Raw genomic sequence first — 15,286 nt, 5'->3', positions numbered from 1 at the left:
GGCTCGCGACGACCTGACCGACCTTGACACGCGGACCCGACGATTCGCGCCCCGCGGACACCTGGCGGAGCCGAGGTGCCCGTTGGTAGCGGCCAGTGGCCGAGTGGCTCGCACGCGTGTTCGGCGAGGCCGGGGGCGGTGCGGGGGAGCCGGCGGGGAGCGGGGCGGTGATCGTCTGGGCCTTCCGGTCGAGGACCGGCCGCGCGGTCGCGCCCGGCCGAGGCCGGGCCCGGGACGCCGCCGGTCCGCTTCTCCTGCAGCGGGTTCCGCGACACGCGGCCGCTGGGGAGGCCGCCCGCCCGGAACCGGGGATAGGATCGTCGTGGCACACGTACGTACTGCGGACAGTGCCCGGCCAGCATAGCCGGAGGTGGCGCGACGCCCGCCCTGGACGAACGACTCGTCCATCACCCCGATCGGGTGGCGCCGTCGCCGACCGCTCACCGTCCGCGGGAGACCGCCCGACTCACGACGAGTGGCGGGTCGTGCACCGATCGACACCCCCGAAGGGATCCGCGCGTGACCGACGGACCGCTCATCGTCCAGTCCGACAAGACCCTCCTGCTCGAGGTCGACCACCCCACCGCGACCGACGCGCGGATGGCGATCGCCCCCTTCGCCGAGCTGGAGCGCGCCCCCGAGCACGTGCACACCTACCGCGTCACCCCGCTGGCGCTGTGGAACGCCCGGGCCGCCGGGCACGACGCCGAGCAGGTCGTCGACGCCCTGGTCCGCTTCTCCCGCTACGCCGTCCCGCAGCCGCTGCTGGTCGACGTCGTCGACACCATGGGCCGGTACGGCCGGCTGCAGCTCTCCAACCACCCCGCGCACGGCCTGGTCATGACCGCGCTGGACCGGGCGGTGCTGGAGGAGGTGCTGCGGCAGAAGAAGATCGCCCCGATGCTGGGTGCCCGGATCGACCCGGACACGGTCGTCGTCCACCCGTCGGAGCGCGGGCACCTCAAGCAGATGCTGCTCAAGGTGGGCTGGCCGGCCGAGGACCTGGCCGGCTACGTCGACGGCGAGTCGCACCCGATCGAGCTGGTCCAGGACGGCTGGACGCTGCGCGACTACCAGGCCCAGGCCGTCGACGGGTTCTGGGACGGCGGTTCCGGCGTGGTCGTGCTGCCCTGCGGCGCGGGGAAGACGCTGGTCGGCGCCGCGGCGATGGCCCGTGCCGGCGCCACCACGCTGATCCTGGTCACCAACACCGTCTCGGGCCGGCAGTGGAAGCGCGAGCTGGTCGCCCGCACCAGCCTCACCGAGGACGAGATCGGCGAGTACTCGGGCGAGAAGAAGGAGATCCGCCCGGTCACGATCGCGACCTACCAGGTGATCACGCGGAAGACGAAGGGCGAGTACCGGCACCTCGAGCTGTTCGACTCCCGGGACTGGGGCCTGGTCGTCTACGACGAGGTGCACCTGCTCCCCGCGCCCGTCTTCCGGATGACGGCGGACCTGCAGTCCCGCCGCCGGCTCGGGCTGACCGCGACCCTCGTCCGCGAGGACGGCCGGGAGGGCGACGTCTTCTCCCTCATCGGGCCGAAGCGCTACGACGCCCCGTGGCGGGACATCGAGCAGCAGGGCTGGATCGCGCCCGCCGAGTGCACCGAGGTCCGGGTCACGCTCACGGAGAGCGAGCGGCTCGGCTACGCGACCGCGGAGGCCGAGGAGCGGTACCGCATGGCGTCGACCGCACGCACCAAGCTGCCCGTCGTCAAGGCCATCCTGGACCGGCACCCGGACGAGCCGACGTTGGTCATCGGCGCCTACCTCGACCAGCTCGACGAGCTCGGCGAGGTGCTGGACTGCCCGGTGATCCAGGGCTCCACGAAGAACCGGGAGCGGGAGGCGCTGTTCGACGCCTTCCGGGCCGGCGAGCTGAAGCGCCTGGTCGTCAGCAAGGTCGCCAACTTCTCCGTCGACCTGCCCGAGGCCACCGTGGCCGTGCAGGTCTCGGGCACCTTCGGGTCCCGGCAGGAGGAGGCGCAACGGCTGGGCCGGCTGCTGCGGCCCAAGGGGGACGGCCGGCAGGCGCACTTCTACTCGGTCGTGTCGCGGGACACCCTCGACACCGACTACGCCGCGCACCGTCAGCGTTTCCTCGCCGAGCAGGGGTACGCGTACCGCATCGTGGACGCGGACGACCTGCTCGGACCGGCCCTGCCCGAGGTGGGCTGACCGGAGCGTGACGGCGGATCCCCGGGACGGGGGTACCGCCTCACCCCGATGCGGCCGTGCGTCGAAAGGCCAGGTCCGGGACACTCGGTGGCGCAAACCGTGACAGGGAGCCGAGGAATGTCCGTCGCCGGCTGGATCGTCGTCGGGGTGCTGGCCTGGGTGGCCGTCGCCCTGGTCGTCGCGGTGCTCGTCGGGCGGATGGTGCGGCTGCGGGACCGACAGGTCCCCGAGGACCCCTTCCCGCATCCCGCTCCCGCGCCGGAGCAGGACCCGTCGTGGCCGCACACCGGCGGGCGCGCGCCCCGGACCCCGGAGCCCCGCCGACCCCGGCGCTGATCCGGGTCGGTCTCCGGGAGGGATCCGGGGCCGACCCCGAGGTGCCGGCCCGGCGCCGGCGGCAGGCTCGTGGTCATGGAACAGCAGACCACCACCGCCACGCCCGACCAGCCGGCCGTCGTCCCCGCCCCGCGGGAGCAGAAGCCGTTCCGGCTGCACCGCAGCCGCTCCGACAAGATGATCGCCGGCGTGTGCGGCGGGCTCGCCGAGAGCCTGAACGTCGACGCGGGCCTGATCCGGATCGCGCTCGTCGCGCTGACCGTGCTGGGCTTCGGGTTCGGCATCGTCCTCTACGTCGCCGCCTGGTTCCTCGCGCCCGAGGAGTGAGCCCGGAGCAGGTCCGGGACGGGCGCACCTCTGCACTTGGGTGTGTCGCAGCTCACCGGGTGTGTGTCATCGTCCGCGCGTGCGTCCGAACCCCGCGACCGAGCGGGCCGCCGAGCGGCGGCACCTGCTCGACCTGCTGCTCGCCGAGCGCGAGGGCCTGCTGTCCGTCCTGGACCGGGTCCTCGCCCTGCGCGGCACCGCCCGGTTGATCCGTGAGGCCGCCGGCGCCGACGCCGGCTTCCTCGGCGAGCGGGTACCCGGCGGCGGCACCGTGATCCGCTGGACGGACGGCACCCGCACCGACGCCCTGCAGGACCTCGCGGTCGACGTCGGGCGCGGGGTGGGCGGCCGGGCCCTCATGCTCGGCGAGCCCGTCCGGGTGCGGGACTACGTGTCCGCCCCGACGATCACCCACGACTACGACGAGCGCGTCCGCCGCGAGGCCCTGGGCGCCCTCGTCGCGGTGCCGGTCCTGGACCGCGACTGCCCGCTGGCCGTCGCCTACGCCGGGCTGCACGGCCCGGGGACCTTCGGCGACGCCGCCGTCGACGCGCTGCGCCGGGCCGCGGACCGGGCCGTCCCGACCCTGCGGCTGGCCGACGCCGCCGCGGCCAACGTCGACGGCGCCGTCGCCGTCGAGCGCCGGCGGATGCAGGCATCGCTGCACGACTCCGTCGGCGCGATGCTCTTCTCCATCGGCGCCCAGGTCCGCGACCTGCGCGCCGACCTGCCGGACAACCCGGCCCTCGCCGGGCGGCTCACCCGGATCGAGGCCGACGTCTCCGAGGCCTCCCGCGCCCTGCGGGAGGCCCTGCTGGCGTTGGCGGAGAGCTCGCCCGAGCGCGCGCTGCCCGTCGAGCTGGCCGAGCACTGCCGCAGCTTCCAGACCCGCACCGGCGTGACCTGCCGTTTCGTGCAGCTCGGCCCGGTCGCGCCGCTCGACGGCGAGCGCACCGCGATCCTCGTCGCCGTCGCCCGGGAGGGGCTGCTCAACGCCGAGAAGCACGCCGGCGCCAGCACCGTGATCGTCAGCCTCGCGCCGGACGACGCGGGCGGGGTCCAGCTCGCCGTGGCCGACGACGGCGGCGTCACCGAACCGGCGACGTCGGTCGGGACCGGCCTGGGCGTGCGGATGCTCGCCGCCCGTGCGGAGCGGTTCGGGGGACAGGTCGGCCTGATCCACGACGAGGACGGCGGCACCACCCTGCGCGTCGCCCTGCCGGCGCCCCCGGTGCTCCCCGTGCCGCCCGTGCCCCCGGTGCCCGGCCGGTGAGCGCCGCCCGGGTGATGGTCGTCGACGACCATCCCGTGGTGCGCGACGGCGTCGCGCTGCTCCTGCGCGGCGAGCCGTCGCTGGCCGTGGTCGGGTCCGCCGAGTCCGGGCGTACCGCGCTCGACCGGGCCAGGGAGCTGCGCCCCGATCTCGTGCTGCTCGACCTCCGGCTGCCGGACATGCTCGCGCCCGAGGTCGTCGTCGGGCTGCGGGAGGTGTGCCCGGGGGCCCGGGTGGTCGTCTTCACCGCGCACGGCGACCACCACGGCATCCGGGCGGCGCTCGACGCCGGCGCCCACGGCTGCCTGGTCAAGGATGCGGCGGCGACCGACCTCGTCGCCGCCCTGCGCGCGGTGCTCCGCGGGGAGCGCGTGGTGGACCCGCGCATGGTCCCGGCGGCCGACGCCGCGGCGACGGCGCTGGAGCGCACCGGCCTGACCCGCCGCGAGTACGAGGTGCTCCGGCTGGCCGCCCAGGGCCGGACGAACCCGGAGATCGCCGAGGCCACGGGCCTGACCCGCAACACCGTGAAGACCTACCTGCAGTCCGCACTGCACAAGCTGGGGGCCCGCAACCGGGTCGAGGCGATCGGCAAGGCCAGCGAGGCGGGGCTGCTGTAGGCGTCCGTTGTGCACGATGCGTGATCGTGACGCCCCGTTCGTCCGAACCTCTCCACCTGGGGGTGTGGCGAGCCGTGTGACCGGCACCACGATGTGCGCCGACCGGCCGCGGCGGCCGGGGGAGGCGGTGCGACGGGTGCTGAGCGTGCGCGGGCTGTCGGTCCGCTACGGGCGGTCGGTGCGGGCCCTCGAGGAGGTCGATCTCGAGGTCGGCGCGGACAGCGTGCTGGCGGTCCTCGGTGGCAACGGCGCCGGTAAGTCCACCCTGCTCCGCGCGGTGTCGGCGACGCTGCGGCTGCACGGCGGCGGGGTCACGGCCGGCGAGATCCGGTTCCGCGACGAGCGCCTCGACCGACTGGACCCGGCGGCGGTGGTGCGGCGCGGCGTCGTCGCGGTGCCGGAGGGCCGCCAGGTGTTCGCCCGGATGACCGTCGAGGAGAACCTGCGGGCCGGCGGGCTCGGCGCCCGGTCGGCGTCGGTGCGGTCCGCGGCCCGCGAGCGCGTGGCCGAGCTGTTCCCGGTGTTGGCCGAGCGGGCGTCGCAACGCGCGGGCCTGCTCTCCGGCGGCGAGCAGCAGATGCTGGCGATCGGCCGGGCGCTGATGTCCGGCCCCGAGCTCCTGCTGCTCGACGAGCCCTCGCTCGGCCTCGCGCCGCAGATGGTCGGCCGGATCGCCCGGATCATCGGCGAGATCCACGCCCAGGGCACCGCGGTCGTCCTCGTCGAGCAGAACGCGACCATGGCGCTCGAGGTCGCCGACCACGCCGCGGTCCTCGAGGTCGGCCGGATCGCGCTCACCGGCACGGCCGAGGAGCTCGCCGCCAGCGACGACGTCCAGCGCCTCTACCTCGGCGGGCACGCCGAGTCCACCGAGCGGGCCGAGGCCGAGCAGGCCGAGGCGCTGGCCCACCGCCCGCGCCGGTCCCTGACGAGGTGGGCCGGATGACCGCCGCCCCTCCGGAGATCCGGGAGGACGTCCGGACCCTCGCGGTCGACGACGTCACGCTGCGGTTCGGCGGGATCACCGCCCTGTCCGAGGTGTCCTTCGCCGTGCGGCCCGGCACGGTGCACGCCCTGATCGGCCCGAACGGCGCCGGCAAGTCCAGCTGCTTCAACGTGATCAGCGGGCTGTACCGGCCGACGTCGGGCCGGGTCCGGCTGGGCGACACCGACCTCACCGGCACCTCGCCGCACCGGCTGGCGGCCCTCGGCGTCGGCCGGTCCTTCCAGAACATCGCACTCTCGCCGCACAGCACGGTGCGGGACAACGTCCTGCTCGGCCGGCACGCGCTCACCCGCGGCGGGTTCTTCAGCGGCGGCCTGCGGCTGCCGCGGACCGTGCGCACCGAACGCCGGCACGTCGCGCGGGTCGAGGAGATCTGCGCGTTCCTCGGCGTCGCCGACCGGCTCGACGTCCCGGTCGGGGCCCTGCCCTACGGCGTCGCGAAACGGGTCGACATCGCCCGCGCACTGGCCGTCGAGCCCACCCTGCTGCTGCTCGACGAGCCGGCGGCCGGGCTCAACGCCACCGAGACCGCCGAGATGGGCGTGACGATCCGCGACCTGCGGGACGCGCTGGGGATCTCGGTGCTGCTCGTCGAGCACGACATGGGACTGGTCATGGGCATCGCGGACCGGGTGAGCGTCCTGGACTTCGGGCGGCTGATCGCCGACGGGTCGCCCACGGAGGTCCAGGCCGATGCCGAGGTGATCCGCGCGTACCTGGGGACGGGCGGGGAGGAGCCGGAGTGAACACGTTCCTGCAGCTCGTGCTCAACGGGCTGGGCAAGGGCGCGGTCTACGCCCTGCTCGCGCTGGGCTTCGTCGTGATCTTCAAGGCGACCGAGGTGGTGAACTTCGCGCACGGGTCGCTGGTGCTGATCGGCGGCTACATGGTCTACGCCACCAAGGACGCGCTGGGCTGGCCGGCCGCGGCCGCGCTCGGGATCGTCTCGGCGGCACTGGCCGCGCTGCTGATCGAGCGGCTGCTGATCGCCCACGCGCGCAACGCCGACGTCAACAGCCTCGCCCTGCTCACCATCGGCGTCGACGTGATCATCACCGAGGAGATCGTGCGCCGGCTGCGCGCCGACATCCCGTTCATCGGCGACCCGTACGACGCCCAGCCGCTTCAGGCCGCGGGGCTCACGGTCTTCCGCACCCAGCTGGTGGCGCTGATCGTCGGGATCGTGCTGATCACGGCGTTCTTCCTGGCCTTCCGCTTCTCCTCCTGGGGGGTGGCGATGCGGGCCCAGGCGGAGAACCGCGAGGCCGCCGCGCTGATGGGGATCCGCAGCTCGCGGGTCACGGCCACGGCCTGGCTGCTCGCCGGCGCGCTGGCCGGTGTGGCGGTGCTGTTCATGGCGACCCAGGACTTCTCCGGGGCGGGGCTCGGCCGGGGCACGCACGCCATCGCGCTGATCGCCTTCCCCGCCGCGATCCTCGGCGGGCTCGACTCCACCGTCGGCGCGGTCGTCGGCGGGCTGATCGTGGGGCTGACGGAGGCGTTGTCGGCCCAGTACGTCTCCTTCGAGTTCTCCAAGAGCGCGGTGTTCCTGGTGATGCTGCTGATCCTGGTGATCAGACCGAGCGGCTTGTTCGGGACCCGGGAGCTGTCCCGTGTCTGAGGTGACGGTGACGCCGCCCGAGACGGAGGCACCCCCGACCCCGGCGCCCCGCCGGCCCCGAAACTGGCTGAAGATCGCCGGGGTCACCCTGCTCCTCGTGCTGCTGGTGCTGTTCCCGGTGTTCACCGGGACGGACGTGGCCTACCTGAAGGCCGGGCAGTACGTCCTGATCGGCGTGGTCGGGGCGGTCGGGCTGACCATGCTCGTCGGCCAGGCCGGGCAGCTCTCCCTCGCGACGCCGTTCTTCCTGCTGGTCGGCGCGGTCAGCTACGCCGTGCTCGCCGGTGACTCGGGCGACTCCGGGGACCTGGTCGGGCTCGGCCTGCCGCCGGTGGTCGCGGCGGTCGGGGCGGTCGTGATCTGCGGGCTCGTCGGACTGGCGTTCGCGCCGGTGTCCGGCCGCCTTCGGGGCATCTACCTCGGCGTCGCGTCGCTGTCGCTGGTCTTCCTCGGCCTGTACCTGGGCCAGTCGCTGGACATGCTGAGCGGCGGCACCTCGACCGGGCGCCCACCGCCGACCTTCGCGATCTTCGACTTCCGCTTCGCCAACACCGAACCGGCGCCCACGATCCTCGGCGTCGCGGTCCAGAAGCAGCAGCGGCTCTGGTACCTGTTCCTCGTCCTGGCCGTCGGCGCCTACCTGCTGGCGCGGGGCGCGGTGCGCAGCCGGATCGGGCGGGCCTGGCGGGCGGTGCGGGACAACGAGGCCGCCGCCACGGCGATGGGCGTGCACGTCACCCGGATCAAGGCCGGCGCGTTCACGATCTCGTCCGCCTACGCCGGGCTGGCCGGCGTGATGACCGCGCTGTGGCTCGACCTGGTCAAACCCGACGAGAACGAGTTCGTCGGCACCTACTCGATCACCGTCGCGATCGGCTACCTCGCCATGGTGATCATCGGCGGGCTCGGGTCGATCCCGGGTGCCGTCGCCGGCGCGGTGCTGGTCAACGGCCTGCCGCAGCTGCTCACCCTCGGCGCCACCGAGTTCGGCTGGTTCGCCGACGCCCAGTTCGGCGGTCCGTCGCCGGTCCTGATCAGCGCGTTCGTCTACGGCGTGGCCGTCGTGCTGGTCGTGATGTTCGAACCCGGCGGGCTCGCGGCCATCGGCCGCAGGCTCGCCCACGTCAGGGCAGCCCGCCCCACCCGAGGAGGAGATCGAGGATGATCGACAGGCGGAGGCGGCTGGCCGCGCTCGCCGGCGGACTCGCGGCCGGCCTGGTGCTCGCCGCGTGCGGCAGCACCGCGGACAACGCGTCGTCGGGCGGCGGAGCAGGCGGGGTCAAGACCGACAAGGGCGTCACCGACACGACGATCACCCTCGGCGTCATGACCGACCGCACCGGCGTGTTCAAGAACCTCGGCGAGGCCCTGACCGGTGGCAACGAGCTGTGGGTCAAGGACGTCAACGCCGCGGGCGGCATCTGCGGGCGCCAGCTGGCGCTCGAGGTCGTCGACCACGGGTACAAGGCGGACACCGCGAAGACGCTCTACCCGCAGCTCGAGCCCAAGATCCTGGGGATCACCCAGCTCGTCGGGTCGCCGGTGCTCGCGGCGCTCAAGCAGAACCTGATCGACGACAACGTGCTCACCGCGCCGGCGTCGTGGTCGTCGGAGATCCTCAACAACCCCAACGTCATGATGATCGGCACGACGTACGACCTCGAGATCATCGACGGCCTGGCCTACCTGCAGCAGCAGGGCCTGATCGCCGACGGCGACACCATCGGCCACATCTACATCGACGGCGAGTACGGCGGGAACGGCCTGCGCGGCTCCAAGTACTACGCCTCGAAGCACAACATGACGGTGCAGGAAGCGAAGATCACCTCCACCGACAACGACCTGGCCAACATCGTCACCGGGCTCAAGGGCGCCGGGGTGAAGGCGATCGTGCTGACCACGACGCCGGGCCAGACCGCGTCGGCGATGTCGAACAACGCCGCGCTCGGGCTGAACGTCCCGGTGCTCGGCAACAACCCGACCTTCGACCCGGCTCTGCTGCAGAGCCCGGCCGCGGCGTCGCTGGACAAGCTGTACGTGGCGGCGTCGAGCGCGCCGTTCTCGTCGAAGACCCCGAAGGCCGTCGAGGTCGCCAACGAGTACAAGGCCACCTACCCGGACAAGCCGAAGAACGCCGGCGCCCAGGCCGGGTACGTGGAGAGCCTGGTGTGGCAGGCGGTGCTGGAGAAGGCCTGCCAGAACGGCGACCTCACCCGCGCCGGGGTGCAGACCGCGCTGAAGTCGCTGACCTCGGTCACGACGGACGACCTGGTCGCGCCGCTCGACTACAGCATCCCGGGCGCCCCGCCCACCCGCGGCGTCTACATCGCCAAGGTGGACCAGAACGCCGAGGGTGGGTTGACGGAGGTGGCGCCGCTCTTCACCGCCCCCGACGCCCAGGGCTACAAGGCCCCGCACCAGCAGTCCTGACCGGTCCGCGAGTCGGGAGTTCCGGCACCGCGAGTCGGGAGTTCCGGCACCGCGAGTCGGGAGTTCCGGCACCGCGAGTCGGGAGTTCCGGCACCGCGAGTCGGCAGTTCTGACACCGCGAGTCGGCAGTTCCGGCACCGCGAGTCGGCGATGTCGGGAGATCGGGCCGGGGCGCTCACCGCGAGCGCCCCGGCCCTTCCGCCGTCAGTGGGCCCTCACCGGTGGCCGGACATCACCGGCGGCGCCCCGACCAGTTGGCGAGCCGCTCGGTCGGGCCCGCGTCCGGCGTCGGCTCGACCACGGGTGCGAACGGGAAGTCCCCGCCCCGGCCCTCGGCGGGGATCATCTGGCGGGCGACCGCCAGCATCGCCTCGGCCAGGTCTGGATCGGCCTCGGCGTCCTGCCCCGTGGCGACGGCGAGGTCCCAGCCGTGCACGAGCGTCTCGTTGACGTAGCCCCACAGCGCACCGCGGCCGGGGGCGCTGCCCCACTGGACGGTGACCTCGCGGTCGAGCAGGGCGTCGTCGGACCAGACGGTCCACATCCGCGCCTGCGCCTCGGCGAAGGAGGCGGGGTAGTCGGGCGCGGGCGGAACCTGGAACGGCATGGTGAACGGCGAACCGCCCTCACCGATCATGCGGATCTTGTTCACCGTGGCGACGAGGTGCCGGAGCAGGCCCTCGACGTCGAACTCGGGGCAGGGCGTGGCGTCGCGCAGTTGTTCCGGGCGCACCCCGGCGAGCAGCCCGGCGGCCCAGTCGAGGGCGGCGCGGTAGTGGGGGCGGGGGTCCGTGACGATCTCGGTGGTGGTCATGGCGGCAAGCCTCCAGCCGAAACACGACATCCTCTGTCGTGTATCTCTGCCAGTCTTCGGACATGCGCGCGGACCGCCTGCTCTCGCTCGTCCTCCTGCTCCGTCATCGCGGCCGGATGACGGCGCCCGCGATCGCGCGCGAGCTGGAGGTGTCGACCCGGACCGTGCTCCGGGACGTCGAGGCGCTCTCGGCCGCGGGCATCCCCGTCTACGCCGAACGCGGCCGGCACGGCGGGTTCGCGCTGCTCCCGGGCTTCTCCACCGATCTCACCGGGCTGACGCCGGACGAGGCGGTGGCCCTGCTGACCTCGCCCGCCCGCGCGACGTCGGACGCCCTCGGTCTGGGCGAGGCGTTCTCGTCCGCGATCCGGAAAGTGGTCACGGCGCTGCCCGAGGGCTCGCGCGAGGCTGCGACCGACGCGACCGGGCGGGTGCTGGTCCGGCGCGGCGGCTTCCTGCACGACGCCCCCGAGACGCCCGCCGCCGACGCCCTCCACACCGTGCAGCGCGCGGTGTTCACCGGGCACCGGCTGCGGATCCGGTACGCCGCGCGCGGGGCGGAGGAGGGCCGGTGGCGGACCGTCGACCCGCTGGGCCTGGTCGAGGCCGCCGGCGCCTGGTACCTCCTGGCGCTCCACGACGGCGCCGACCGCACCTACCGCATCTCCCGCATCGAGGCGGCGGAGGAGCTCGACGAGCCCGCGCAGCGCCCGACCGGCGTCGACCTCGAGGAGCTGTGGCAACGTCGGCGGGACGAGTTCCGCCGGGCCCTGCCCCACGTCGTCGCGAGGATCCGGGTGCGGGAGCAGCGCCGGGCGGAGCTCACCCGCACCGCCCTCACCGTGACCGACGCCGAGAACCTCGGGACCACTGAGGACACCGACGGCGCCGACGGCGAGGTCGGTGAGGTCGGTGAGGTCGCCGAGCATGGGTGGACCGATCAGGACGTCGAGGCCGGCGGCTGGTCCGTGGTGACCGCGGCGTTCGGCGACCTCCGGCACGCGATCCGCGTGGTGTGGTCACTCGCGCCCGACGCCGAGGCCCTCCACCCGCCCGAGCTGGCGACCGCCCTCCGCACCCGCGCCGAGGCCGTCGTCGCCGCCCATCGTCCGTGATCCGGCGCGCTGCTGCTCCCCATCGTGATCCGTCATGATCCATCCGGCGGTCACGGGAGCACTCTCGCGCTGACGCTCCCGTGACCCTCGGTCGATCACGGGAGCGGTGATCGACGCGAGCGGTACCGGAGCGTCATGCGCGCGACCGCACCGTGTCGCTCGGAAAGATCATGAACGGGCCGGAGCCGGGAGCCGTCCAAGGGGCGTGCTGAATCGACCGTTCCGGGGCTCCGCGGCGGTGGCGGCCGGGTGGGTGACGCCCGGGCAGCTGCGCGGTCCCCGCTTCCACCGGCTGTTCTCCGACGTCTACGTCCCCGCCGCACCCGAGCTCGACCCGTCGCACCTGGCGGTGCGCGCCCGAGGTGCGTACCTGCTCGTCGAGGGACGCGGTGCGGTCGGCGGATGGGCCGCGGCCGAGCTCCTGGGCGCGTCGTGCGGCCCGGCGAACGCGCTCGTGGATCTCGTGGTGCCGGGCGGCACGCAGCGGGGACAGCCGGGCCTGCGGGTGCGCCGCGGCCGGCTCCTCCCGGACGAGACCACGCTGGTCGACGGCGTGCGGGTGACCTCGCCCGGCGCACCGCGTTCGACCTCGCCTGTCGCGGTCCGCTGTGGGACGGGATCGTGGCCGTCGACGCCCTCGCACGGGTCGGGGAGTTCGAGCCGAGCGAGCTGCTGGCGCTGCGAACGCGACACCTCGGTGCGCGGGGGAGCGCGCGCCTTCCGGAGATCGTGCGGCGCGCCGACCGCCGCTCGGGGTCGCCGATGGAGACGCGGATCCGGCTCGCGATCGGCGACGCCGGCCTGCCACGCCCGGTCCTCCAGCATCCGGTCGGTCCGTACGCGCTCGACCTGTCGTACCCGCTGCTCCTGCTCGCCTTCGAGTACAACGGCGGCAACCATCTCGAGCCGGAACGGGCACTGCGCGACCTGGCGCGAGAGGCGCACCTCGCGCGGGCGGGCTGGCGGGTGGTGCGGTTCTCGGCGGTCGAGGTCCACCGGCACCCGGAGCGTGTGGCGGCGAGGGTGCGCCGCGAGCTGGAGGCGGCCTGCCGGGCGCGTGGGCTCGACCCGGCCCGGCTGGCGGGTCACCTCTGAGCGTTCCCATGATCGCTCCGAGCCGCTCATGATCGCTCTGAGCGGGACAGGAGTGCTGCCGCCCCGACGATCACGTGTCACTCGCAATGATCAACGGCGGTGAGAGTCACGGGACTGCCGTGGCAACAGCCGCAGGGTGACGCCCGGAAGGATCACCTGCTGGCCCCCGAGGGCTGTAGTGGTGGCACGACTGCCGTGCGACCTGCGGATTCGTAGCGTCGGGCCCGTGAGGACGACACCGCACCACGATCCCGATGCGGCACGGTGGACCCCGCCCACCGCCCCACCCCCGACCCTTCCCGCACCTCGCCTCCCCACCCATCCCGCCGGCCTGCCCGAGGGGCCCCACGGGCGCCGGCCGGCGCCGTCGGCGGTGCTGGCGACACGGATCGCCGGGCTGACCCTGACGGTCCTCTGCGCCCTCTGGCCCGCCCTGTTCGGCCTGATGGGGATCGCGTTCGGGCTGGGTCTCGCCGATGCGGGCGGCGTGATGTTCGGCGCGGTCATGGGCGCGGTCGCGATCGTCTGGCCGATCGGCTTCTGGTTCGCGACGAGCGGGGCGCCGCGGGTCTGGCCGGTGCTGATCGCGCTGGTCCCGACCTTCCTGGTGGCCGGCGGCAGCGTCTGGCTGTGGGTCGCGGGCTGACCCCGAGAACGCCGCAGGGGCGGCGGGCCGAAGCCCACCGCCCCCGCGGGACGAACCAGGTGGCCGGACTCAGAAGTCCATGCCGCCCATGCCGCCGGTCGGGTCGCCGGCCGGAGCGGCGTTCTTCTCCGGCTTGTCGGCGATGACCGCCTCGGTGGTGAGGAACAGGGCCGCGATCGAGGCCGCGTTCTGCAGCGCCGAGCGGGTGACCTTGGCCGGGTCGATGATGCCGGCCTTGACCAGGTCCTTGTACTCACCGGTGGCCGCGTCGAGGCCCTCGCCCGCGGGGAGGTTGCGCACCTTCTCCGCCACGACGCCGCCCTCGAGGCCGGCGTTGATCGCGATCTGCTTGAGCGGCGCCTCGAGCGCGACCTTGACGATGTTCGCCCCGGTCGCCTCGTCGCCGTCCAGGCCGAGGCCCTCGAACAGACCCGCACCGGCCTGGATCAGGGCGACGCCGCCGCCGGCGACGATGCCCTCCTCGACGGCCGCCTTCGCGTTGCGGACGGCGTCCTCGATGCGGTGCTTGCGCTCCTTGAGCTCGACCTCGGTGGCCGCGCCCGCCTTGATCACCGCGACACCGCCGGCCAGCTTGGCCAGACGCTCCTGCAGCTTCTCGCGGTCGTAGTCCGAGTCGGTGCGCTCGATCTCGGCGCGGATCTGGTTGACGCGACCGGCGATCTGGTCGGCGTCGCCCGCACCGTCGACGATGGTGGTCTCGTCCTTGGTGACGACGACCTTGCGGGCGGTGCCCAGCAGCGACAGGTCGGCGTTGTCCAGCTTGAGGCCGACCTTCTCCGAGATGACCTCGCCGCCGGTCAGGATCGCCATGTCGGCGAGCATGGCCTCGCGGCGGTCACCGAAGCCCGGGGCCTTGATGGCGACGGACTTGAAGGTGCCACGGATCTTGTTGACGACGAGCGTGGCCAGGGCCTCGCCCTCGACGTCCTCGGCGATGATCGCCAGCGGCTTGCCCGACTGCATGACCTTCTCCAGCAGCGGGAGCAGGTCCTTGACCGTCGAGATCTTGGAGGAGACGAGGAGGATGTACGGGTCCTCGAGCTCGACCTCCATGCGCTCCGCGTCGGTCACGAAGTACGGGGAGATGTAGCCCTTGTCGAAGCGCATGCCCTCGGTGAGCTCGAGCTCGAGCCCGAAGGTCTGCGACTCCTCGACGGTGATGACGCCTTCCTTGCCGACCTTGTCCATCGCCTCGGCGATGAGCTCGCCGATCTGCTTGTCGGCGGCGGAGATCGACGCGGTGGCGGCGATCTGCTCCTTGGTCTCGACCTCCTTGGCCGACTTCAGGAGCGCCTGCGAGACGGCCTCGACGGCCTTCTCGATGCCGCGCTTCAGACCCATCGGGTTCGCGCCGGCGGCGACGTTGCGCAGGCCCTCGCGGACCAGCGCCTGCGCCAGCACGGTGGCGGTGGTGGTGCCGTCACCCGCGATGTCGTCGGTCTTCTTTGCGACCTCCTTGACGAGCTCGGCGCCGATCTTCTCCCAGGCGTCCTCGAGCTCGATCTCCTTGGCGATCGACACACCATCGTTGGTGATGGTGGGCGCGCCCCACTTCTTCTCCAGGACGACGTTGCGGCCGCGTGGGCCGAGCGTCACCTTGACGGCGTCGGCGAGGGTGTTCATGCCGCGCTCGAGCCCGCGGCGCGCCTCCTCGTCGAACGCGATCTGCTTCGCCATGGGGGTGGTCCTCCGGTTGGGATGACTCGTCGGTTCGAACACGGCGCCCGCGACGGACGGCCGGCAACCCTGCGCCGGCCTCACCGGCTCGACCTGGCACTCCCGACAGGCGAGTGCCAGCGCC

At 73.4% G+C, this 15,286-nt stretch carries 15 protein-coding genes; 13 read left to right on the top strand and 2 right to left on the bottom strand.

All coding sequences use genetic code 11. The features are described 5' to 3' along the window. Positions 1-519 precede the first annotated feature (519 nt). From ACQP04_RS33780 to ACQP04_RS33735, 10 genes are all read left to right on the top strand, one after another. Complete coding sequence (locus tag ACQP04_RS33780; protein WP_433504498.1) at positions 520-2,181, top strand: DNA repair helicase XPB; 1,662 nt, start codon at positions 520-522, stop codon at positions 2,179-2,181. Between the two features lie 117 nt (positions 2,182-2,298). Then, positions 2,299-2,517 (top strand): hypothetical protein, encoded by a 219-nt coding sequence (locus ACQP04_RS33775; protein ID WP_358203370.1) that lies wholly within the window; start codon positions 2,299-2,301, stop codon positions 2,515-2,517. A gap of 75 nt (positions 2,518-2,592) precedes the next feature. Then, positions 2,593-2,844 carry a PspC domain-containing protein gene (locus ACQP04_RS33770; protein WP_433504497.1) on the top strand — a complete coding sequence of 84 codons (252 nt, stop codon included), beginning with the start codon at positions 2,593-2,595 and terminating at the stop codon, positions 2,842-2,844. A gap of 79 nt (positions 2,845-2,923) precedes the next feature. Further along, a complete protein-coding gene (locus tag ACQP04_RS33765) occupies positions 2,924-4,117 on the top strand; it encodes a GAF domain-containing protein (protein WP_433504496.1) in 1,194 nt (397 codons plus the stop codon). Between the two features lie 14 nt (positions 4,118-4,131). After that, the gene (locus ACQP04_RS33760; RefSeq protein WP_433508488.1) at positions 4,132-4,737 is read left to right on the top strand and encodes a response regulator; all 606 of its coding nucleotides are present in this window, start codon (positions 4,132-4,134) and stop codon (positions 4,735-4,737) included. A gap of 136 nt (positions 4,738-4,873) precedes the next feature. Continuing rightward, a complete protein-coding gene (locus tag ACQP04_RS33755) occupies positions 4,874-5,683 on the top strand; it encodes an ABC transporter ATP-binding protein (RefSeq protein WP_037048834.1) in 810 nt (269 codons plus the stop codon). After that, positions 5,680-6,489 carry an ABC transporter ATP-binding protein gene (locus ACQP04_RS33750; RefSeq protein WP_433504495.1) on the top strand — a complete coding sequence of 270 codons (810 nt, stop codon included), beginning with the start codon at positions 5,680-5,682 and terminating at the stop codon, positions 6,487-6,489. The genes ACQP04_RS33755 and ACQP04_RS33750 overlap by 4 nt, the downstream gene beginning before the upstream one ends. Beyond that, on the top strand, positions 6,486-7,364 hold the full coding sequence (locus tag ACQP04_RS33745) for a branched-chain amino acid ABC transporter permease (RefSeq protein WP_037048703.1): 879 nt from the start codon (positions 6,486-6,488) through the stop codon (positions 7,362-7,364). The genes ACQP04_RS33750 and ACQP04_RS33745 overlap by 4 nt, the downstream gene beginning before the upstream one ends. Beyond that, on the top strand, positions 7,357-8,529 hold the full coding sequence (locus ACQP04_RS33740; protein ID WP_433504494.1) for a branched-chain amino acid ABC transporter permease: 1,173 nt from the start codon (positions 7,357-7,359) through the stop codon (positions 8,527-8,529). The genes ACQP04_RS33745 and ACQP04_RS33740 overlap by 8 nt, the downstream gene beginning before the upstream one ends. Next, on the top strand, positions 8,526-9,794 hold the full coding sequence (locus tag ACQP04_RS33735) for an ABC transporter substrate-binding protein (protein WP_037048707.1): 1,269 nt from the start codon (positions 8,526-8,528) through the stop codon (positions 9,792-9,794). Before ACQP04_RS33740 ends, ACQP04_RS33735 begins: the two co-directional genes overlap by 4 nt. Before the next feature lie 232 nt (positions 9,795-10,026). Here ACQP04_RS33735 and ACQP04_RS33730 read toward each other — a convergent pair whose 3' ends face one another. Further along, positions 10,027-10,608: a TIGR03086 family metal-binding protein gene (locus ACQP04_RS33730; protein WP_433504493.1), complete on the bottom strand. Its 582-nt coding sequence runs from the start codon at positions 10,606-10,608 to the stop codon at positions 10,027-10,029. 62 nt (positions 10,609-10,670) lie between these two features. On the opposite strand from ACQP04_RS33730, the gene ACQP04_RS33725 reads away from it, so the two are divergent. From ACQP04_RS33725 to ACQP04_RS33715, 3 genes are all read left to right on the top strand, one after another. Continuing rightward, a complete protein-coding gene (locus ACQP04_RS33725) occupies positions 10,671-11,723 on the top strand; it encodes a helix-turn-helix transcriptional regulator (protein WP_433504492.1) in 1,053 nt (350 codons plus the stop codon). Between the two features lie 621 nt (positions 11,724-12,344). Further along, positions 12,345-12,818 (top strand): endonuclease domain-containing protein, encoded by a 474-nt coding sequence (locus ACQP04_RS33720; RefSeq protein WP_433504491.1) that lies wholly within the window; start codon positions 12,345-12,347, stop codon positions 12,816-12,818. Between the two features lie 226 nt (positions 12,819-13,044). Next, positions 13,045-13,464, top strand: a complete 420-nt coding sequence (locus tag ACQP04_RS33715) for a hypothetical protein (protein ID WP_433504490.1) — start codon at positions 13,045-13,047, stop codon at positions 13,462-13,464. A gap of 69 nt (positions 13,465-13,533) precedes the next feature. Here the strand turns inward: ACQP04_RS33715 and groL are convergent, their stop codons facing one another. Further along, positions 13,534-15,162, bottom strand: a complete 1,629-nt coding sequence (gene groL, locus ACQP04_RS33710) for a chaperonin GroEL (protein ID WP_037048718.1) — start codon at positions 15,160-15,162, stop codon at positions 13,534-13,536. Between the last annotated feature and the right edge of the window lie 124 nt (positions 15,163-15,286).

This window comes from Pseudonocardia halophobica, assembly GCF_050948485.1.
In the GTDB taxonomy this organism is placed as follows: Bacteria; Actinomycetota; Actinomycetes; order Mycobacteriales; family Pseudonocardiaceae; genus Pseudonocardia; species Pseudonocardia halophobica.
Note: the sequence above shows the minus strand (reverse complement) of the source record. Positions and strands in the feature narration are given on the sequence as shown.